The organism is Polaromonas sp. P4_F6 (genome assembly GCF_056401275.1).
Genome location: NZ_JBFUJQ010000001.1, coordinates 221,930 through 242,877 on the forward strand (window position 1 = coordinate 221,930; position 20,948 = coordinate 242,877).

9 protein-coding genes are annotated in these 20,948 nt (G+C 69.1%); 3 read left to right on the top strand and 6 right to left on the bottom strand.

What is annotated here, in order from left to right; genetic code table 11:
* Positions 1-8: 8 nt before the first annotated feature.
* Entirely contained in the window at positions 9-4,151 is a 4,143-nt protein-coding gene (locus AC1DUN_RS01150) for an OmpA family protein (RefSeq protein WP_477712347.1), read from the bottom strand.
* Complete coding sequence (locus tag AC1DUN_RS01155; RefSeq protein WP_477712348.1) at positions 4,148-11,776, bottom strand: DUF7933 domain-containing protein; 7,629 nt, start codon at positions 11,774-11,776, stop codon at positions 4,148-4,150. The genes AC1DUN_RS01150 and AC1DUN_RS01155 overlap by 4 nt, the downstream gene beginning before the upstream one ends.
* A gap of 318 nt (positions 11,777-12,094) precedes the next feature.
* Here AC1DUN_RS01155 and AC1DUN_RS01160 point away from each other — a divergent pair, with 318 nt between their 5' ends.
* The 3 genes from AC1DUN_RS01160 (at position 12,095) to AC1DUN_RS01170 (ending at position 16,481) form a co-directional block, all read left to right on the top strand.
* Positions 12,095-12,802, top strand: coding sequence for a response regulator transcription factor (locus AC1DUN_RS01160; protein ID WP_477712349.1), 708 nt, complete (start codon positions 12,095-12,097; stop codon positions 12,800-12,802).
* Positions 12,803-12,875: 73 nt separating this feature from the next.
* Positions 12,876-14,537: a FecR family protein gene (locus AC1DUN_RS01165; protein ID WP_477712350.1), complete on the top strand. Its 1,662-nt coding sequence runs from the start codon at positions 12,876-12,878 to the stop codon at positions 14,535-14,537.
* A 6-nt stretch (positions 14,538-14,543) separates the two neighbouring features.
* Positions 14,544-16,481, top strand: a complete 1,938-nt coding sequence (locus AC1DUN_RS01170; RefSeq protein WP_477712351.1) for a CHASE2 domain-containing protein — start codon at positions 14,544-14,546, stop codon at positions 16,479-16,481.
* A 15-nt stretch (positions 16,482-16,496) separates the two neighbouring features.
* On the opposite strand, the gene AC1DUN_RS01175 is transcribed toward AC1DUN_RS01170, so the two are convergent.
* The 4 genes from AC1DUN_RS01175 to AC1DUN_RS01190 all read right to left on the bottom strand — a co-directional run bounded on the left by AC1DUN_RS01175 (position 16,497) and on the right by AC1DUN_RS01190 (position 20,947).
* Positions 16,497-17,441, bottom strand: coding sequence for a M14 family metallopeptidase (locus AC1DUN_RS01175; protein WP_477712352.1), 945 nt, complete (start codon positions 17,439-17,441; stop codon positions 16,497-16,499).
* Positions 17,441-18,466, bottom strand: coding sequence for a Bug family tripartite tricarboxylate transporter substrate binding protein (locus tag AC1DUN_RS01180; RefSeq protein ID WP_477712353.1), 1,026 nt, complete (start codon positions 18,464-18,466; stop codon positions 17,441-17,443). The genes AC1DUN_RS01175 and AC1DUN_RS01180 overlap by 1 nt, the downstream gene beginning before the upstream one ends.
* Before the next feature lie 87 nt (positions 18,467-18,553).
* Entirely contained in the window at positions 18,554-19,447 is an 894-nt protein-coding gene (locus AC1DUN_RS01185) for a LysR family transcriptional regulator (protein WP_477712354.1), read from the bottom strand.
* Positions 19,448-19,558: 111 nt separating this feature from the next.
* Positions 19,559-20,947, bottom strand: coding sequence for a formimidoylglutamate deiminase (locus tag AC1DUN_RS01190; protein ID WP_477712355.1), 1,389 nt, complete (start codon positions 20,945-20,947; stop codon positions 19,559-19,561).
* Position 20,948: the final 1 nt, after the last annotated feature.

The following is a 20,948-nucleotide window of genomic DNA, read 5'->3' on the forward strand; positions in this document are numbered from 1 at the left end:
CCCCACCCTCAATACGCCGCCAGCACATTCAAGAACCAGCCACGGCTGCGGTAAGACAAGTCAGTCAGGTCGTCCGAGTACTTGGTGAAGTTGTAGCCCACGCCCACTTTGACGCCCTTGCCGAGGTGGCGGTACACAGCCAGCAGCGCGCCGGCTTTGGCGTCTTGCGCCTCGGTGGCGCGCAGGTTTCGCAGCTCTATCATTGCGTCCCACTCCTTGACCAGGTGCAGGTCGGCGCGCAGGATCAGCAGGTCGGCGCGGCTGGAGAACCATTCGCCGCCGGCCACAGGTGATTTGAGTTCGCCGATGCGGAAGGCGTATTTGGCGCCTACCGACAGCCATGGCTTCACGTCGTAAATCGTGTCGACCGAGAAGACCTGGCTGCGCTGCGCGTAGTCGGCGGCCTGGCCCGAAGGCGTGAGCTGGCCGGCGGTGGGCACGTTGTTGAGGTTGGTGTACTTGAACAAGGTGTTCCAGCGGTCGTTGTCGACGGGGCGATACGCGCTGCCGAGCACAAACTCATGGTAGTTGCCGTCCACAAACGCGCCCTGGCTGTTGCTGGAGCGCGAGACGTTGAGCTTGCCGAGCAGGCGCCACGCCGGGTCCACCTGCAGGCCCACGGTGTTGCGCATCAGCCAGGTCGTGCGTTCGCCCGAGAGATTGCCTTTGTCGTGGCGCCACTCGATGTTGCCGCCGTATTTGAGGCCGTCTTTTTTGTAGCCGACCGAGCCGCCCAAAACGCGGCGCTTGAGGTCGCCGGCCAGCGGGTCGGACACGGTGCCGAACTCGACCTTGGCGCCAAAGTTCCAGCGGTCGTTGGGCGACCAGTCGGTGCCGAAGGCTTGCGTGAGGCTTTGCGGACCCGCGCCGTTGACGGAGCGGCCTTCGCCGAAGACGCGCAGCTGGTCGGAGACGCGGGTGCTGGCGCCGGAGACCAGCGTGCCCTGGCGGCCGCGCCAGGCAACGTCGGGGCTTTCGGTTTCGACGGTGTAGGCCAGGTAGGCATTGCTGCGGTCGGAGATGCGGTAGTCGGCGCCGAGCTTGCCGCCCGCGCCCATGCTGCCATTGGAGGCTTCGCCGCTGAGCTTGACGCGCTCGCTGACCTGCAGCGCGCCGCCCAGGCCGACGCGGTTGTTGGGGTCGCGCGTGTCGTCGCGCTCCAGCGTGCCCTGCACATAACCGTAGGCTTCCCAGTTTTCTTTTTCGCCGGGCTTGCCGCCTTCGCGGTCCGGCCGGTAGTCGGCGCGCAGCTGCGCATCGGTGCGCGAGCCGGTTTGCGAGAGCAAGGTGCTGGCATTGGGCGTGACCTTGGAGCGGTCGTCGGCGCGCACGCCGGCCGCGACTTCCCATTCGCTGCTGAGCGTCTGGCGCACGGCGAGCTCGGCGTTCTGGCTGTCCTGCAAATCGCCCTCGCGCCTGTCGGCCTTGAGCAGCACGCGTGTGCCGGCGGCGATTTCCACATCGGCCGAGGCACCGGCCTGCTTGACGGCCTCGCCGCTGATGCCGATCTGCCCGGGGGCGGAGTAGCCGCGGTCGCGGTTCTGCGCGTAGGCGGTGACCTTGCCCTTCATGCTGTCGGTCACCTCGGCCAGGTCCACCGAAGCTTCCAGGCGCTCAGCGCCGGCCGACTGGATGCCGCCGTTGTTCAGGGTGTTAAAGCCGAAGCCGCCGTCAATCGAGGTCTGCGCGCCGTTGCCCGGGCCCTTGGAACGGGCCGCTTCGAACTTGAGCCAGGTGCCGGGCTTGTAGCGCAGCGTGCCGTCCACGCCCTTGAGCGTCTGGCTGGAGCCGGTTTCGCCCTGGTGGTAGGTGCTGGCGCCCAGCTGGAAGTGGTCGTTCAACCACTGGCTCGCGCGCAGGCCAGTCGAGAGGTTGCTGATGGCGGTGACGCCGGGCGCAAATTCATACGTCGTGACCAGGTAGGCCGGCTGGCCGCCGACCGCCGAGGTCATGATCAGGCCCGCGCCACCGCCGGTGGCGGACAGCGGCGACTGCAGCAGGATGCGGCCCTGCAGGTAGTTGATCTCGTAGTCCTGCGTGGGCGCGAGCTCGCGGCGCTCTATCACCATGCCGGAGTCCTTGTCGCGCACTTCGATCCAGACGCGCTCCGAGCCCTGGGTGATGTCCAGGTGGCGCAGGTAATAAATCGAGCCGCCGGTGCCGCGGAACTCCTCGCGCGAAGCCAGGGTGCCGGGGTCGGCCGCGAAGGCGTCGATCTGGGTTTGTTTCTCGCCGTAGGCCGTGGCCTCTTCCGAGCGGTAGCGCAGCTGCGCGCCATAGAGGCCGCGCGAGTACTGCATGAGCTCGGTGCCGCTCCAGGAGGTCTGGAAGTTGCCCCACATGATGTGCGAATCGCCTTTTTGCAGCTTGACAAAAAACTTGCCCTGCGTGGGCGCGTCGTCCACCGTGGTGCTGTCGTCGCCGTAGACCGGGTAGTACAGGTTGGGGTCTATGCTGCGCAGCAAATACTTGGGGTCCTTGCTCGAGAAGTTGGAGAACAAGTCCTCGATGGGGCCTTCGCGCGTGTCGGCCGAGGCCGTGAGCAGCCACTCGCCCTTGATCTTGCCCTTGAGGTAAAACGCGGCGCGGCCGTCGACGTAGACCTTGTCTTCGTAATGGCTCAGGTCGCCGGTCACGAGCTTGGCGGGGCCCGAGACATTGTTCTTGCCGACCGTCAGGTCGCCGAGCGCCAGGTAAAACCAGTCATCGGCCGCGATATTGAGGTTGCGGCGGAAGGTGCTGGCGCGGCCGTCGGCCTCCTTGAGCGTCACTTCCACCGACTGCGGGCCGGCCGGCATGATCTGCTTCATCGCGAACTTGCCTTGCGCGTCTATGGGCAGCTCCAGGCCCAGGGCTTCTATGCGCTGGCCGGGTTTCAGGTTTGTGCCGTTGACCGTGACCGTGCCGCCGCTGACCGGGATGTTGCGCAGGGCCAGGCTGTTCTCGCCATAACCCGTGAGGCGTTCGCGCTCCAGCTTGTCCTGGTCTTCATTGGCCGGCATGGCGCGTGCCAGCAGGTTCAGCTGCTTGAGGCTGGTTTCGTCAAAGCGGCCCTGCGCGTCATAGACACGCAGCAGGTAAAACACCTGGTCGCCCGCGGTGTTGGCGGGCACCGTCCAGCGGCTGGCGCCCGACCAGCTTATGGGCAGGATCTCGAACGGCTGCTCCTGGGTTTTCTGGCCGGGGCGGAAGAGCCGCAGCTCGGCCTTCTTGATCCAGGGGATGTAGTTGGACCAGGCGCGGAACTCCACGGCCTCGCCCTTGACGGCCGTGGAGGGCGTGGCCCAGGCGTTCATCAGCGGCACGGCGGCCAGGCTGTCGTAGCGCACCTGGATGTCGGCCCGCTCCAGCGCGACGTCGGCGCAGCGCTGGCCGTCGGCCTCGTTGGGGATCTCGGCGGTGTTGATGGGCTCGCCGTCTATGGTGATGCGGAAAGGCACGGTCGACTGGCCGACCGATTGCGGCGTGCAGGGTGCCAGCGGAGCGGGCACGGCCACAGGCGCCGCTGCCGGCGCCGCGGGCTGGAACCACACACGCAGCTCCACGCGGCGGTTGCGGCTCATGCCTTCGGGGGTCGCGTTGGACGCCAGCGGTTTGTTCTCGCCCTCGCCCTGTATGGAATAGCTGATGGCGGGGTTGTTCAGCAGCTGCTTCAAGTAGGCGGCCACGGCCAGCGCGCGCGCTTCAGACAGGCCCTGGTTGTCCTTGAAGAGGCGTTTGGTGTCGGGCGCCAGGCGCTGGTTGTCGGTATGGCCGACCACGGCAATGCGCATGCCGGCGGAGGCCGCGCCCTTGCTGCGGATTTCGGCGGCCAGCGATTCAATCGCGGCTTTGGCCGAAGGCGTGAGCTCGGCCTTGCCCGAGACAAACAGGCTGAGGCCGCCGGCTTCCTGGAGTGCCTTGTCGACTGAGGCAACCGCCTTGGGCGTCTGCGCCGCGCGGGCCTTCATGCCGGCCGCTTCCTCGCGCGTCACGCCCGAGGGCATGGGGTAGGCGATGTCGGGCTGCACTTCCGCCGGTGGCGGCACGCTGAACAGGTCGATACGGCCGTTGTCGATTCGTTTGCCGCTGACTTCGGTCGCGGTCCAGGCCGGGGAGCCGGCGCAAAGCAGGCCGGCGGCGACGGCTATCGCATGTGTACGGAAGTTCATTTCGCCGTCTCCAGCTCGGTTTCAATCATCAAGGGGTGCAGGGGTTCGCTGTCGCCGGCTTCATTCCCGTCGCTCTTCTTGGGCCTGGCCTTCCACAAGGCCTGTATTCGCTCGCTGATGGCGGCCACGCGTTTTTCGGCGAGGCCGGCCGCCTCGGCGCCGCGGCGGTAGGCGATGCGCAGCACGGAAGGCCGCGCGGCGAGCTGCTCGGGAAGTTTTTCCAGGGTGGCGAGGTAGGCGGGCTGCAGCTCGGTGCCGTCGCCCTTGCCGGTGAAGGCCTCGCCCGAGAGCTCAAGCCGGACCACGCGGTGCACGGTGGCGCCGAAGTTGAGCTTGACCATCTTGCCGCGCGTCACGCGCACGTCGCGCGGGTTCTCGGTGGTCAGGCGGTAGCCGGAAGGCAGGGTGCGCTCGTCCACCTTCATCACGAAGTTGGAGCCGCGGTCGGCATTCGGGATGGCCGCGCAGGCGACGTGGAACCGCCCGTCGTGGTCGCTGGTGACCAGCAGGCCGCGCGCCGTGGCGATGCGCACGTTGGCGATGCCGGGCTCGTCCTGGTCCTGGTAGCCGTTGGCGTTCTTGTCGTCGAAGACCTTGCCGATGATGTCGGAGCAGTCAAAGGTCGGGTCGGGCACCACACGCACGGCGGCCGTGGCGATGTTGGAGACCTGCGCATTGACCAGGCTGTTGCGGGCCGCGACCTGGTTGATGTAAGTGCCTTCGGACACACCGGTGCCGACCACCAGCAGCATGCGCCAGGTCTTGCGTTCACCGGCGGCGAACACCTGGTTGGCCCAGGTCAGGTTGCGGCCGCTGATGGTGGGCTCCAGCGCCGCGCCGTTGAGCGAGGCCGAGCCGGTGCGGTAACGGAAGCCCGCGGGGATCAGGTCCACCACGCTGATGTTGGCGAGCACGGCGTTCAGCGTGTTGGTGGCCGTGATGGTGTAGGGCACCAGGTCGCCGCGCACCACGTTGACCAGCGGCGTGCTTTTGGTCATCACGATGGCGCCGCCCAGAATCGGGTCCAGCGGGATGTGGTTGTTCAGCACATTGGCCGAGCCGGGAATCGCGGCAAAGGTGAACGTGAAGAAGTACTGCGTGGTGGCCGCGCCGCCCGCCAGGGCCAGCGTGTTGTTGGGGCAGGCCGCGGGGTTGTGCAGCGGCACGCCGGTGCCGGGGGCGAAGTTGCTGTTCTGCACCAGGGCCGGGTCCGGGCTGGGCGGGGCCAGGCCCACACCCAGGGTAGACGTGCAGGCCGGGATCATGGCCGAGGGGCCCGGCAGGTAACCGGCCGGCGAGGTCACGGTCAGCGTGTACAGCGTGCCGCCCACCGGCGCGCCGCCCAGCAGCAGGAACTGGTAGGCGCCGTCCGCGCCGGTGGTCTGCGTGAGGCTGCCGCCGATCACGTCGGCCGCCGTGAGGCCGGGAGCGGACAGCGTCACCACGGCGCCCGGCACGGGTTGCCGCGTCACGGCGTCGTAGACCACACCGCTGGGGTCCAGCGGCAGGCTTTGCGCCAGCGTGGTGGTGCCGGCCACCAGGGTCAGGCCCTGCAGCGTGCCGTCGGTGTTGTTGGCGCCGGCGGGGTTCGAGTTCGCATTGACCGCGCCGTTGGTATAGGGCAAGCCCACTTCATTCGGGACCGGGCGGCCGTAGATGCGCCCGCTGGTCGGTTCGCGGAAACGGATCTGGTAGCCCGAGCCGGGCGCCACGCTCGGGAAGGCATAGGCGCCGCTCGCGTCGGAGGTGGTGGTGCCGACGACAACGCCGCCCAGCGTGAGTTCCACGATCCAGCCGGGCACCAGCGGCTCGCCGGGGTCCTTGATGCGGTCGTGGTTGAGGTCGCGCCACACCGTGCCGCGCACCGCGGCCACGTCGGAGATCACCGTGGGGTCGGTGGCGGTGTTGTTGCCGTTGAAGCCGGCGGGTTCATTGCCGCCGGAGACCACGGCCGTGTTCACCAGCACCTGGCCGGACAGGCCGGCGGCCACCGCCACGCGCACCGTGAAGACCGGCGCCGTGCCGCCCGCGGCGATCACGCTGTTGGTGGTGCAAGTCACCGTGGTGACGGCGCTGCTGCAGGACCAGGTGGCACCGCCGGCGACGGCGGCCACCGTCATGCCCGCGGGCAAGGTGTCGACCACCGTGATGGTGCCGGAGGTCGCGACCGTGCCGACGTTGGAGACGGTGATGGTGTAGAAGCCGGTGCTCGAGCCCTGCGCGAAGCTGACCGGCGAATGGCTCTTGGCAATCGCCAGGTCGGGCGCGGCGCCGGGGATCTCGGCGAAATTGTTGTCGGCCGACACGGCGTTGGCGCTGGCCAGCGGAATCGCCGAGATGGACGAGACCGGGTTGGCCGGCAGGGTCGCCACGCCGCCGGTGCTGCCGGGGATGGTCTGGCCGTTGGTCGTGCCCGTTGCCTGCGGCAGCGGCTGCGTGACGGTGTAGTTGCCCTGGGCCAGGCCGGTGAAGCTGTAGCGCCCGTCGGCCGCCGTGGTGGTGGTCTTGGAGACGGCCAGGCCGTTGATGTCGGTGCCGGTCAGGTTGATGGTCTGCCCGCCTATGCCGTGGTCGCTGCCGTTGACCGCGCCGTTGTTGTCGTAGTCCAGGAAGACCCGGCCGGAAATCGTTCCGCCGTTGGGCACTTCGGCGAAGTTGTTGCCGCTGGAGCTCGTGTTGGGCGGCAGCACGATGCTGCTGATGCGGCTCGGTGTGACGGCCGGCGTGGTGGCCGTGCCCGGCGTGCCGCCGTTGGGCACCGCGCCCGGGGTGGTGATGCCGTTGGAGGTGCCGGCAGGCTGGGTGGGTTCCACCACGGTGTAGCTGCCGGGCAGCAGACCGGCGAAGCTGTAGCCGCCCGCGGCGTCGGTGACCGTGGTTGCCATCAGCGCATTGGTGCCGGCATCGCGCAGCTCAACGGTCACGCCGGACAGCGGGTCGTCCGCGCCGTCCTGCACACCGTTGTTGTTGACGTCCTTGAAGACCTTGCCGCTGATGGACGAAGGCACGACTTCCGCGAAGTTGTTGCCGGCCGAGCCCGAGATCTCGCCGCCCGCACCGTTGCCGTTGAGCGTGATGTTGGTGATCTGGCTGCTGCTGATGGTCGGGTTGGAGGCGGTGCCGGCCGTGCCGGTGCTGCCGTTGATGCCGCTGATGGTGCCGGCCGTGGTGATGCCGTTGGTGGTGCCCGAGGGCTGCGTGGGCTGGCATACCGAGTAGTTGCCGGCCGCCAGGGACGAGAACAGGTAGTTGCCCAGCGCGTCGGTCGTGCCGGTCGTCACCAGGGCGCCGCTGCAGTTCGCGCCGCTGCGCAGTTCAATGTTCACGCCGGCAATCGGCGTGTCGGTGCCGTTCTGGAAGGTGCCGTTGGGCGTGGGGTTGTTGTCCTTGAAGACCTTGCCCGAGATATAGCCCAGGGTGCTGATGGTCAGCGGCGCGTTGGCGGGCGACTGGTTGCTGCCCAGGTTGGTCTGCAGCGCGCCGGCCGGAATGTTGTTGGTGTGCACGCCGGCGGTCAGGCCGGTCACATTGACGTCAATCGTGCAGCCGCCCGCGGGAACGGTGCCCCCGCTGTTCAGGCGCACGCTGGTGGCATTGGCCGCGGCCACCACGGTGCCGCCGCAGGTGGTCGCCATGGCGGGCGTGGCGGTCAGCTGGATCTGGCCGGGCGCGGTGGGCAGCACGTCGTCGAAGTTCGCGCTCAGCGTCATCGCGCTGCTGTTGCTGTTGCCCAGGACGATGCTCAGGCGCGACACGCCGCCCGGCGGGATCACGGCCGGCGTGAACTGCTTGCCGACGGTGGGCGGGGTGGAGACGATCAGCTGCGCGCTGGTGGGCTCCTCGTTGCTCACGCCTTCATTGGTGGTGATGCTGGCGGTGGGAACGGTGTTGGTGTAAACGCCCGAGATGTTGCTGAGCACGTTGACCGTGACCGTGCAGGAGCCCGCGGCCGCCAGCGTCGCGCCGGTCAGGCGCACGCTGGTCGCCGAGGCGGCCGCGACGACGGTGCCGCCCGCGCAGGTGGTGGCCGCCGCCGGCGTGGGCGCGACCACCAGGCCCGCGGGCAAGGTGTCGGTCAGCACCAGGCCGGTCAGGGCCGTGTTGTTGGGGTTGTCAAAACGCAGGGTCAGCACGGCCGGCGCGCCGGGTGCCTTGCTGTCGGAGCCGGTGGTGAAGCCGACCGGGTTGCCCGCGTCCAGCGTGCGGGCGCTGAAGGCCTTGTGCACGACGACCGGCGATTTGGCGCGCAGCGTGTCGCTGGTGGGCTGGGTGTTGGACAGCGGGTTGCCGCCGGCGCTGGCGGTCAGCGCGTTGGTGGGAATGGTGTTGACGTAGTCGCCCTGGGCCGCGGCCAGCACGTCGATCTCAGCCTGGCAGCTCGCCGGCACGTTGCCGGACGCGGCGGGGATGGTGCCGCCGGACACCTGCACGCTGTTGACGGTCGAGGACACGGTCGCGCCCTGGCAGGTCGTCGTCGGGTTGGCGCCGCTGGGCACGGTCACGCCGGCCGGCAGGGTGTCGGTCACGGCCAGCGCGCTCACGGGCTGCGACAGCGGGTTGTAAAAGGTGATGCGCAGGCGCGAACGCTGGCCGGGCTTGACCACATTGGGCGTGAACTGCTTGACCAGGCCGATGTTGGTGCTGATGGCCAGGCTGGTGGTGGCCGGGTTGTTGTTGCTGAGGTTCTGGTCGGTCGTGATGGCGCCGGCCGGAATGGTGTTGGTGTTGCCGCCGGTCACGGTGGAGGTCACGTTGACGCTGAGCTGGCAGCTGGCGTTGGCCGCGAGCGCGGCGCCGGCCAGGCTGACCTGGCGGGTGTTCGCCACCGCGGTCACCACGCCGCCTGGGCAGGTGGTGCTGGGCGCGGGGTTGGGTGTGAGCACCCAGCCGTTGTTGGTGCCGCCTGCCGTGCCGCCCACGGTGAAGTAGTCGGTGAAGCTCAGGTTGCTGACAGCCTGCGAGCCGTTGGCGATGTTGATGGTCAGGCGGCTGACTTCGCCCGGAAAGGTCAGCGAGCTGATGGAGGTGGCCTTGCTGATGGCGATGCCGGTGGGCGGCGTGAACAGCAGGGTGGCGCTGACCGGGGCGACGTTGCGCACACCGCCATCGGCCAGGATGGAGTCGGGCGGGATGGTGTTGACCCAGTTGGCCGCGCCGGTGGCGACCACGTCGAACAGCAAGGCGCAGTTGCCGCTGCCGGCAACGCTGGCGCCCGTCATGGAAATGCTGCTCGCGCCGGCAGCGCCCGTGATGGAGGTCGCGCCGGCGCAAGTGGTATGCGCATTGGTCGGGCTGGCCAGCACCATGCCGGCCGGCAGCGGGTCGGTCACGCTGACATTGGTCAGGGCCAGCGCGCTGGTGTTGAGCAGCTGCACCGTGACGGTGGAGCGGCCTCCCGTGGACACGCTGGCCGGGTTGAAGCTCTTGCTCGCGCTCAGGGCCGAGGTGTAGGTCAGCGTCGCCGTGTTGGTGGTCACGGGGGTGAGCGTTTGGGTCGTGCCGTTGCCGAAGGTCTGCGTGCCGCCCACGGTGGCCGTGTTGGGGTAGACGCCGGCCGGGCCGACCACGTCGACCTGCAGCACGCAGCTGCCGTCGGCGCCCAGGCCGTTGCCGGCGCGCGCGGGCACGGTGCCGCCGTTCAGGCCCACCGAGGTGGCGCCGGCGACTGCGGTGATGACCGGGCTGCCGCAGGTGCTGGCCGCGTTCGCCGGGTTGGCGATACGCAGCTGCCCGCCGCCGCTGTTGGCCAGCTGCAGCGTGTCGGAGATCGACACGTTGGTCAGCGGGTTCGCCGACTTGTTCGTCAGCGTGATGGTCATGCGAACGATGGTGCCTTCGGCGAAGGTGCTGACGCCGGGGGACGATTGTGCAAAGGCCTTGCTGGCCGCCATCACGGCGGCGTTGGTCGTCACGCTGGTCGAGTTGGAAGCGCCGCCGTTGCAGGTCGCGCCGGCGTTGTAGCAGACGCCGCCCGCTGCGATGGTGTTGGCAGAGGAACCCACCGCCGTGCTGGAGGCCATGGCCCACATCGTGATCACGCAGGCGCCGGGCACGCTGGGGCTGGCGCGGGCCGGCAGGGTGTCGACCGTGAGCACCGCCGCGCTGCTGCCGACGGCGCTCGCGGAATTGACGTTGCCGCAGGCCGCGGTGACGGTCGGCGTGTAGTTGATGCCGCCAATGGTGCCGGTCAGAAAGGTCTGGCCGTTGGTGAAGTTGTCGGTGACCGTGACGTTGTTGATCGCGGCCGCGCCGTAGTTCTGCACCGTGACCTGGTACTGGATGGGATTGCCGGGTGCGACCGGGCTGGCGGGCAGCGCCGACTTGAGCACGCGCAGGTCGTCGGCCACCAGGATGGTGGCCGAGGCGCTCTGGCTCTTGATGGCCGCGTTGCCGACATCGACCGCGCCTTGCGGGATGTTGTTGGTGTAGGTCACCGGAACGCCGGAGGCCTGCACAAAGCCGTCGTAGTTGACGGTGACCGTGCAGCTGCCGTTGGCGGGAATGGTGCCGCCGGTGAGTCGAACGCCCTTGTTGCTGTTGATGGCGGCGGCCGCGCCGCCGGCGCAGCTGGTGGAGGCCGAAGTCACGTTCAGGCCGGTCGCCGGGTTGACGCCGCCCAGGCCGTCGATGGGGCTGTCGTCAAAGGTTGTGACGGTGAGCGGCGTGTTGCCGCTGTTGGTCAGCGTGATGGTCAGGCTGCCCGAGGAGCCGCTGGACAGCGAGCTGCCGGAAAAGGCCTTGGCCACGCTGAGCGGCGACCTGACGGTGATGTTGGCCTGCGCATTGGCCTGCGCGGGAATGCCCAGCGAGTTGCTGAAGTCGCTGCTGCGGTTGATCAGGTTGCTCTGGGCGTTGGTGGTGTACTGGCCGTTGGTCTGCGACGCTTCCACCGCGACCACAAAGCTGCAACTGCCGTTGGCGGGAATGTCGCCGGTGCCGGTCACGCTGGTGGCGCCGGCCACCGGGGCCGGGTTGAAGGCGGGCGCGGGCCCGCTGGTGCAGCTGGCGCTGGCGCCCGGCACGGCCGCAACGCTGATGATGGCGCTGCCGCCCAGCTGCGGGAAGTTGTCGGTGATGCTGAAGCCTTCGATGGCCACCGGGTTCGGGTTGGTCAGCGTGATCGTGAGCGAGGTGGTCGCGCCGCCCAGCACCAGGGTGGAACTGCCGAAGGCCTTGGAGATTTGCGGCTGCTGCAGCGCGCGGATGTTGAAGGTCTGCGAAACGTCGCCGCTGTTGCTGCCGGCGCTGCTGGTCACCGCGCCGTTGAGGATCTGGTAGGCGTAGGAGGTCGCGTTGCCGGTCGAGCTGCCGGCGGTGACCGGGATGTCGATCACGCACTGGCCGTCGATGCCGCCGGCGGCGGCCGGAATGCTGCCGCCTGTCAGGTCCAGCGTCTGCGCTCCGAGCGCCGCTGTGAACGCGCCGCCGCAACCATTGGTGGCCGCGCCGGCCACTTTGAGGCCGTTGGGCAAAAGGCCCGGCAGGCTGTTGCTGAAGGCCACGTTGGTGGCGGGAACCGGGTCGCTGTTGGACAGCGCAATGCGCAAAGTGGCGATTTCACCCGGGTAAATACCCTGGGCCGGGATGATGGCCGTCACCGAGGCTGTCAGGGCAAAAGCGGCCACAGGTAACAAACTGAAACAAAGAGCGGACGCCGGACGGACCAGAGAGGCCGGCTTCGGCAGCTTGCATACAAGTTTCGCGCAGCGTCGGAAATGTTCGAGCATAGTTGTGACAGGAGGTAAAAGGTACTAGCGCGGCGGATCATATGGGGCCTCCCGGAAACAAAGGGTAAATCCTTGTTTACACTTACTAATTACCAACAGTCGAGGGGTGCAGGGGGTGGTCAGGCAGTTGTCAGACCACTAAACTCGGTTCGCCGCAGACGGCACAATATGTAACTACAGGTAACAAACCTGTCCGACCCGGTCCCCTGAACCCGTATGCCCCACACTTCCGCCCCCCGAATTGCCTACCTGGAGGACGAGCCCGAAACCGCTGAGGCCGTGTGCGGATGGATCCAGGAAGCCGGCCTGGAGGTGGACCTGTTCAACCGCGGCGCCGACTGCGCGCGGGCCGTGGAGAGGGGGCAGTACGCGGCCTGCCTGCTGGACTGGCTGGTGCCGGACATGTCGGGGCCCGAGGTGCTGGCGCGGCTGCGGCTGCAGCTCAAGGAAGCCTGCCCGCCGGTGATTTTTCTGACGGCGCGCGACAGCGAGGACGACGTGGTGCAGATGCTGTCGGCCGGCGCGGTCGACTACCTGGTCAAGCCGGTGTCCCGGCCCATCCTGCTGGCACGGCTCAATGTGGTGCTGCACCGCTCAGGCCTGAAACAGGAAACCCGGCGCAACGCCTGGGGAGGGCTGGAAGTGGATTTCGCCAACCGGCAGTTCTTTGTGGAAGGCCGGCGTGTGGAACTGACCGAGCTGGAAACCGATTTCGCGCTCTACCTGCTGCAAAACGTGGGACGGCTGCTGACGCGCGCCCATTTGCTGTCGACGGTCTGGGGGCACAACACCGATGTGGAGTCACGCAAGGTGGACGTGCAGGCCAGTGCCCTGCGCAGAAAACTCAAGCTGTCTCCCGAATCGGGCTGGCGCCTGGTCTCGGTCTACGGCCAGGGCTACCGGCTTGAGTGGCTGCATGAGTGACCACTCACCGTTTTCTTGTTCACCCGGGCTGGCGTGGCAAGCCGCCAGGCCTGCACGTTCTGGAAAATCCCCCATGTACAAACGCATAGCCGCCGCCGGCCTCCTGTCGCTGGGCCTCGCCGCGCTGGCCCAGACCCCGAGCGCCGCCGGCCTGCCCGACAAGGCCTCCGCCGTGCCGGCCTGGCTGTACAGCGTGCGCCCCGGGGACACGCTGATCAGCCTGGGCCAGCGCCACCTGATAGACCCGCAGCGCTGGGACGTGGTGCAAAAGCTCAACCGGATTGCCGACCCGCACCGCATCCCGCCTGGCACGGTGCTGCGCATTCCGGCCTCCATGCTGCGCAGCAGCCCCGGCCAGGCCCTGCTGAAAACCGTGCACGGCAGCGTGCGCTGGCGCGAAGCCGAGGGAAGCTGGAAAACCGCCGCCACGGGCCAGACCCTGCCCGTGGGCGCCGAACTCAGGACGGAGGCCCTGGCCAGCGCCACGCTGGAGCTGGCCAACGGCACGCAGCTGCGTGTGCACCCGGGCTCGACGCTGGTGCTGGACACCCTGAGCCTGTATGCCAACGGCCTGATGGCCGACACGCGGGTGCGCCTGCTGCAGGGCCAGACCGAAATCACCGACAACCCGGGACGGCGCACACAGCAAAACCTGCGCGTGCTCACACCCAGCGCCCAGGCGGTGGTGCGCGGCACAGTGTTCCGCGTCGGGGTGGAGGACGGCCAGACGCGCGAGGAAACCCTGGAAGGCTCGGTTGGCGTGGACGCCACCGGCAAAACCGTGCTTGTGGGGCCGGGCTTCGGCACCTTGGCGCGCGCCGGCGAGGCGCCCATGCCGCCGCGTGCCCTGCCCGCCGCGCCCAATGTGTCGGCCCTGCCGGCCCGCCTTGAACAATTGCCGCTGCGCTTTTCATTGCCACCCGCGCGCGCTGAACAAGGCGGCGTGCTTTGGGGCCAGGTGTCGCAGGACAGCAGCTTTGACGCCATCCTCGCGGAAAGGACCTCGCAGTCCGGCGTGCTGAGTTTTGCCGACCTGCCCAACGGCCGCTACATCCTGCGCGTGCGCTCCCTGGACGCGCTGGGCCTGCAGGGCCTGGAAGCGCGCCATAACTTCACCGTGGCGGCGCGCCCCTTCGCGCCGGCACTGCAGGCGCCGGGCCGCTCCGCCACGGTGCGCTCGCCGCGCCCCACCCTGCGCTGGACCCGCGCCGTCGATGCGGCGCGCTACCGGGTGCAAGCCTCCACGTCGGAGAACTTCGCGCAACTGCTGCTGGACCAGCCGGTGGCGCAGACCGAGTGGCTGCCCGCGGACGACCTGCCCGAGGGCAAGCTGCACTGGCGCGTGGCCAGCATCACGGCCCAGGGTGAGCAGGGGCCGTGGTCGGCCGCATCGCCCTTTAGCTACAAGCCCGCGCCTGGCCAGCCCGACCTGGGCCAGGCCGCGCTGCGCTACGAAGCCGACGCGCTGCTGCTGGAGCTGCCCGCGCCGCCGCAAGACCACCACTACCGCGTCTCGGTGTCGGCCACGGCCGGCATGGCGCCCGAGGACCAGCAGCAGGACTCTTCCGACGGCAAGGTCCGCCTGCCCCGCCCCTCGGGCGGCGCGCAGTACCTCGGCGTGCGCCTGGTCGACAACCAGGACGGCACCGCGGGCCCGCCCATGCTGCAGAAGATAGACGTGCCCTCGCGCCATCCCTATATGTGGATGCTGGGCCTGCCCTTGCTGCTGCTCTAGGCCGCCATGCAAGACCAGCGCCCGCCCCGCAGCGCGCACAGCCTGCGTGAATTCCTGGGCATGGGCTTGCTGCTGGCCGCGCTGGCCGTGGGCGCGAGCGCCAGCGGCTGGCTGGCGCGCCTGGACTATTTCCTGTTCGACCTGTCGCAGCGCCTGGGCACGCAGCCCGCGCCCACCGGCGTGGTGATCGCGGCCATAGACCAGGCCAGCTTGCAGGAGCTGGGCCGCTGGCCCTGGCCGCGCCGCGTGCACGCCGATTTGCTGCAGCAGATCTGCCGGGCCTCGCCCAAAGCCGTCGCGGTGGACATTGCCTTCAACGAGATCGGCGACGACCCGGCCGGCAACCAGGCCCTGGCCAAGGCCTTGCGCGCCTGCGGCAATGTGTCGCTGCCCGTGGTGATGGAAAGCGCCCGCCAGGGCGGCCAGTTGCTGGAGTCGCCGCCCATCCCGCTGCTGGCGCGCTCGGCGGCCGGCCTGGGGCGCGTGAGTGTGCGCCTGGACGAGGACGGCGTGGCGCGCGGCGTCGACCTCTGGGAGGGCGTGGGCAGCGCCGACTGGCCCTTGCTGGCGCAGACCGCGCTGCAGATCAGCGGCTGGCAGCCGCCGGAAGGCACGGCCCCGCCGCAGCCCGGCGATACGGCGCGGCTTGTCACCGACGAGGCGCCCACCCTGCTGCGGCGCGAGCCCCGGCTGCTGCGTTTTGCCGGGCCGCCCGGCAGCATCCCCAGCGTCTCGGCGGCCGAGCTCATGCGTAGCGGCGCGCCCGCCCAGGCGCTGCGCGGCAAGATTGTGTTTGTGGGCGCCACGGCGGCCGGCATGGGCGACATCCTGTCCACGCCGGTCACCACCCACGGCGCCGCCATGCCGGGCGTGGAAGTGCTGGCCAATGTGCTGCTGAACCTGCGTGACGATCGTTTTATCGTGCCGCTGGGCCGGGCCTGGACGCTGGCACTGAGCGCCCTGCTGGCGCTGGTGCCGCTGCTGTGGGGGACGCGCTTCATGCCGCTGCCGGGCCTGCTGGCCAACGCGGCCTGGCTGGCCGTGCTGGCCGGGCTGGCCCTGACCCTGCCCCTGGTGTCCGGCATCTGGTTCGCGCCCTCGGGTGCCCTGGTCGCCGCGATCGCGGCCTACCCCTTGTGGAGCTGGCGCCGCCTTGAAGTCGCCAGGCGCTACCTGGACTGGCAGCTCCAGCAACTGACGGGCGCGCCCGCGGACAGCCCGTTTTACCGGCTCAGGTTCGAGCAGCGCATCGACTACGTGAAACAGGCGCAGCAGCGCTTTCACGACCTGCACAAGGAACGCGAGGAGACTTTGGCCTTTCTGTCGCACGACATCCGCGTGCCCCTGGCCGCGGCCGTACAGCAGCTGGGCGGCGGCACGCTGGACGAGACCCACCAGCACCGGCTGTTCCAGCAGCTGCGCCGCGCGCACAAGCTCGCGCAATCGTTTTTGTCGCTGGCCCGCGTGCAAAGCCTGGAACAGAAAGACCTGCGCGAAATCGACCTGGGCAGCGTCGCGCACCAGGCCGTCGATGCGGTCTACGAATCGGCCCAGGGGAAATCAGTGCGCCTGCTGCGCCACATCCCCGACGAGCCGGTGTGGATACGCGGCGACTTCCACCTGCTGGAGCGCGCGCTCGACAACCTGCTGCACAACGCCCTGCGCTTCTCGCCTGCGGGCGGCACCATCACCCTGACACTGACCCTGCAAGGCGGAAAAGCCGAACTCTCGGTGGCCGACCAGGGGCCTGGCGTCAGCGCGGAAATGCTGCCCCACCTGTTTGAACGCTTCAGCACACAGAAAGCCACGCAGCGGCCCGCCCACGGCACCGGCCTGGGCCTGTACTTTGTGCACAACGTGGCGGAGCGCCATGGCGGCCAGGCGGGTTATGAAGCGCTGGCGCCCACGGGCGCGCGCTTGTGGATTCGCCTTCCGCTGCTGTAGCCGCGCGCTTTCGGCTCAGGCCCGCCGGCCCAGCCGCACCGTGGTGACACCCGGGCGCAATTGCCGCAGCGAGGGCATGACCAGCACACAATCGTCATAAGGTGTGAGGACCTTGCGGCCCGCATCGGTGGCAATCACCGTGCCGGCCTTGGCGATCACTTCGCCGCCGCTGTAGCTGCCGCTGAAACGGAAATCCATGGACGCGGCGACCACGCGGTCTGTCACCACCACGGGCGCGGGCGGTTCCCGGTCGGGCAATAACCAGCCCATGGGCGCCTCGCTGCGTGCCAGCGCGCCGGCTTGCAGCAGGAAACGCATCAGCGTGTCGCGCGCGGCGCTGACGGCGCGCGGGTCCCAATGCTGGCCGGCTTCCAGCAGCAGCGCGATGCGCCCGCCTTGCGCATCCGAAAACTCACCGTAGTCGCGCATGCGCACGCCGTCGGCATGGCCGCTGTCGACCACCACCTGCGACGCGGTGCGCAGGGCCTGGGCAAAGGCGATGTTGCGCGCCAGGGTGCCGGTGACCAGCAAGGGCGCGCAAGGCTCGTGCATGGAGTGCAAATCAAGCAAGTGCGAGGCGCGGTCCACAAAGGGCCGCAGCTGGCGCGCACGGTCCAGCTCAGCGCTGCGGCGCGGGCCGTCCAGCACGTCGGCGGCCCAGACGCGGTTGAAGTCCTCATCGACGAAGCGCGAGGCGTCTGGCTGAGCCGCGTCGAAGCGCTCGAAGGCGGCGACATTGCAAAACGCCAGCGTGACCCGGCCGCGCGCCGGCCGCCAGCCGGCGGCCAGCAGCTCGGCCAGCGCGATGGCGCCCGAATATTCATTGCCGTGCACCAGCGCCGTCACCAGGATCTCGGGGCCGGGCGCCGCGCCGCTTCGTTCATGCACATGGTCGACGCCGGTGTTCGAAGCCGACCAGCGCGCCAGATTCGGCGCCAGGGTATGGACCGGATGGTGCATCAGCTCGCCGCCCCGGTGCTGACGGCCTTGTTGACCACCGCGCGCACGCGCTGGGTTTCGGCGCGCACAAAGGCCGTGAGCGCCTGCGGCGTGCCGCCTTCGTTGGAAATGCCGGCCTTCTGCAGTTTTTGCCAGACGGCTTCGTCACGCAGGATCTCGTTGAGTTCGCGGTTGAGCCGCACGACCATGGGCGCGGGCAGCTTGGCCGGGCCGAAGAGGCCGAACCAGACGTTCATGTCATAGCCCTTGAGCCTGGGGTTCTCGGCCAGCGCGGGAATTTGCGGCGCGGCGCGCGAGCGTGTGGGCGTGGTGACGCCCAGCGGAACCATCTTGCCGGACTCGATGTGCGGCAGCGCCGAGGACAGCACCGAGACGCTGAACTCGATGTTGCCGCCCAGCAGGTCCTGCAGCTGCTGGCCCGCGCCGCGGTAGGGCACGTGGCGGAAGGTGGTGCCGGCCATCAGGTTGATGAGCTCGCCCGACACGTGCAGCGGCGTGCCTATGCCCGAGGACGCAAAACTCAGCTGGTTGCGTTCGCGTTTGGACTTGGCGATGGCTTCTTCCATGGTCTTGACGCCGGTCTGGGTGTTGGTCACAAACACCATGGGCGTGACGCCTATCAGCCCCACCGGCGCCAGGTCGGTTTCGCCGTTGTACTTGATGGCGGCGTTGTAAAGCCTGGCGATGGACACCTCGCTGCCCGAGCCCAGCAGCAGCGTGTAGCCGTCGGGATTGGCGCTCACGACTTTCTGCGCGCCTATGGTGCCGCCGGCGCCGCCCACGTTCTCGATGACGACGGGCGTGCCCAGGCGCTTGGCCAGCGGCTCGGCGATGATGCGCGCGACCAGGTCCACGCTGCCGCCGGCGGGGTAGCCCACCACCAGCGAGATCGGCCTGGCCGCGGGCCAGGCCTGGGCCTGCGCGGTGGAAACTGCCGAAAAGGCGAGCAGCGCCAGCAAAGCGGACGCGGCCCCGCGCAGGGCGCGGGCCAGGGGAAATGGAAGGACGGGGGATTGTGTGGGCATGACTGTCTCCTTGTAGGTGGAGGCAGTCTAGGAATCGGCGCCCGGCAAGCGCATGCGCATCACGCATGGGCGCATGCGTATGTATGTTCAGGCGCTGGAGGCCGTCCAGATTTTTTGCACCAGCTCATTGCGCGGGCTGCGGTTGCGGTAAAGGCGTATTTCAAAGCGCACGGCAATCCCCTGCGGGTCGGCGGCCACGAGCCGGCCGCTGCGCAGGTCCTCGCCCACCAGGCCGCGCGGCAGCCAGGCCAGGCCCACGCCCTGCAGGGCCTGCTCATGCAGGGACTCGGCGAAGTCGGACTCGGTCACCGTGTGCAGAAAGAGTTCGCGCGTATCGCGGCTCAGCCCGTCCTGCAGGATCTGGCTCAGCGCCAGCGTGGGCGCGTAGCCGAGCACGCGCGCCGGCTCGCGCGCGTTGCCGGGCAGGGCATGCAGCGCCCGGCCGTCGGGGCGCGGCGCGCTCACGGCCACGAGTTCGTCGGTGCCCAGGGTCAGCCCCTCGAAGGCCTGGCCGTCCAGCAGCATGGGCAGGCGCGGGTGCGTGAAGGACAGCAGGAAGTCGGCAGCGCCCTGCTCCAGCGCGGTCGCGCCTTCGTGGATGGAGCCCGTGAGTATGCGCAGGCGGAACTCGCCGGCGCCGCGCTTGACGCGCGCCAGCCAGCCGGGCACGGCAGTGCGCGACAGGGTGCGGCCGGTGGCCAGCGTGACCCAGTCCAGGCCGCCCTGCGCGTGTTGTATGCGGGCACGCACATCATTGAGACCCATCACGGCGCGGCGCGCCACGGGCAACAGCTCTTCCCCGGCGGCCGTGAGCGCCAGCGGCACGACGGCGCGGTTGACCAGGTCGGCGCCGGCCCAGAGCTCCAGCGCGCGCACGCGGCGCGAGAACTGCGGCTGGGTCACATGGCGCAGCTCGGCCGCGCGCGAAAAGCTGCGCTCGCGTGCCAGGGCAATGAAGTCTTCCAGCCATTTGTGGTCCATGGCAGCACCTTGTTGGGGAGATCAGGCGATGGTATCGCCTGCCGGGACAGCCCCTGCGGGGATTGGCCGTAGCTTTGTCGAATTCGCGTTTTATACGGCCAATAGATCGGCTCAGTCCGTCCACAGCTCGCGCATGGCACGGGCAAAGGCCTGCGCGCGCTCAGGCGAAGGCGCGGCGATGCGCTGGCCGGCCACAAACACCTCGCCAAACGCCGCGCCCGGGCTGGAGAACACCAGCGCGTCCAGCAGGTGGCCGGCCGGCACGCCCAGCAACGCAGGGGATTCGAGGTCCAGCGTGACGAAGTCGGCGCGATGGCCGGGTGCCAGGCCGGCTTGCATCTGGCCTGTGGCCGGCAGGCCCCCTGCAAGCGCGGCTTCAAACAAGCCGGCGGCACTGCTTTCGCTGCCCAGAACGCGCGCGGCGATATTGCGCTGGCGCAGCGTGAGGCGCTGGGAATATTCGAGCAGGCGCAGCTCTTCGGGCCAGCTGCGCGTGACGTGGCTGTCGGAGCCTATGGACCACTTGCCGCCCGCGGCCGCGTAGGCCGGCAGGTCGAACACGCCGTCGCCCAGGTTGGCCTCGGTCGCGGGGCAGATCACGATGGCCGCGCCTGCGCCCTGCACGCCTTGCAGTTCGGCCGCTGTGGCATGGGTGGCGTGCACCAGGTTCCAGCGGGCGTCGACCTCGGCGTTGCTGAGCAGCCATTCAATCGGGCGCTGGCCGGTGTGGGCGATGCAGTCCTCGACCTCCTGGGTCTGCTCGGCGATGTGGATGTGCACCGGCAGGCCGGCTTGCTTCGCGGCGGCCGTGAGCTCCTTCAAGGCGGCCGGCTCGGCGGCGCGCAGCGAGTGCACGGCCACGCCGAGCTTGATGCGCGCATCGCCTTGTGTTTGGCGCCGCACCTGCTCGACCACGCGCATCACGCTCTCGGGCGTGGACGAAAACCGGCGCTGGTCTTCGCGCAGGCCCGCGGCCTTGAAGCCGGAGCGCATGTAGAGCGTGGGCAGCAGGGTCAGGCCTATGCCGGTGCGCTGCGCCGCGCGCACCAGGGCCAGCGACATCTCGGCCGGGTCGGCATAGGCCGCGCCGCTCACATCGTTGTGCAGGTAGTGAAAGTCGCAAACCTCGGTGTAGCCGCCGGCCAGCAGCTCGGCATAGAGCTGGCCGGCAATCGCCTCGAGCTGGTCCGGCGTGATGCGGTTGGCCGCGCTGTACATGCGGTCGCGCCAGCTCCAGAAATCGTCGGACGCATGGGCGCCCGCGCTGCGGCGCTCGGTCAGGCCGGCCATGGCGCGCTGGAAAGCATGGCTGTGCGCATTGACCAGGCCGGGCAGCACCGGGCCGCTCAAGGCTGTGGCGCCTTCCCGCTGCTGCGCCGTGGCGCCGGGCTGCACGCTGTGCCAGCTGCCGTTGGCGCCCACCGTGAGCAAGACATCCTTGGCCCACGCCCCCTGCACCCAGGCCTGGGGCGCGAAAAATGTTTTGGTATCGCTGCGCATG

Coding starts and splice junctions, on each gene's coding strand:
- AC1DUN_RS01150 (WP_477712347.1), bottom strand. CDS start 4,151: ATGAACTTCCGTACACATGCGATAGCCGTCGCCGCCGGCCTGCTTTGC.
- AC1DUN_RS01160 (WP_477712349.1), top strand. CDS start 12,095: ATGCCCCACACTTCCGCCCCCCGAATTGCCTACCTGGAGGACGAGCCC.
- AC1DUN_RS01165 (WP_477712350.1), top strand. CDS start 12,876: ATGTACAAACGCATAGCCGCCGCCGGCCTCCTGTCGCTGGGCCTCGCC.
- AC1DUN_RS01170 (WP_477712351.1), top strand. CDS start 14,544: ATGCAAGACCAGCGCCCGCCCCGCAGCGCGCACAGCCTGCGTGAATTC.
- AC1DUN_RS01175 (WP_477712352.1), bottom strand. CDS start 17,441: ATGCACCATCCGGTCCATACCCTGGCGCCGAATCTGGCGCGCTGGTCG.
- AC1DUN_RS01180 (WP_477712353.1), bottom strand. CDS start 18,466: ATGCCCACACAATCCCCCGTCCTTCCATTTCCCCTGGCCCGCGCCCTG.
- AC1DUN_RS01185 (WP_477712354.1), bottom strand. CDS start 19,447: ATGGACCACAAATGGCTGGAAGACTTCATTGCCCTGGCACGCGAGCGC.
- AC1DUN_RS01190 (WP_477712355.1), bottom strand. CDS start 20,947: ATGCGCAGCGATACCAAAACATTTTTCGCGCCCCAGGCCTGGGTGCAG.